The sequence below is a fragment of the Pseudomonas typographi genome, assembly GCF_014694385.1.
Lineage (GTDB): Bacteria > Pseudomonadota > Gammaproteobacteria > Pseudomonadales > Pseudomonadaceae > Aquipseudomonas > Aquipseudomonas typographi.
In genome coordinates this window covers 1-269 of the sequence record NZ_JAAOCA010000167.1, presented here as the reverse complement: position 1 = coordinate 269, position 269 = coordinate 1, and the positions used below count along the sequence as shown (strand labels likewise).

The following is a 269-nucleotide window of genomic DNA, read 5'->3' as shown; positions in this document are numbered from 1 at the left end:
TCTGCATAGTCGATGGTCATGGCGCCACCTTCAGGCCAGCGGCCTCGATTGCCATCCGAGCATCATCAATGCCGCTGTCCCAGGACTGCATGTTGGAGTTGGTGGGGTCATTCCATTTGGAAGGAAGAGCCACCACGACAGCAGTGAACGAGCCCCATGAAAGACAGGACACCGTTCCCCCCTTAAGATAAGGGATAGGCAAACGGGTATGTTTATGACTAACAGCAACGATAAGGGTGGCGAGCTGCTCAGCCAGGAACGCCGACGCC

General features: G+C 56.1%; 1 protein-coding gene. It reads right to left on the bottom strand.

Annotated elements, in window-relative coordinates; translation table 11 throughout:
• Positions 1–16: 16 nt before the first annotated feature.
• Positions 17–269 (bottom strand): hypothetical protein (locus HAQ05_RS28255; protein WP_190427757.1); only part of this gene is annotated, 253 nt, incomplete at its 5' end.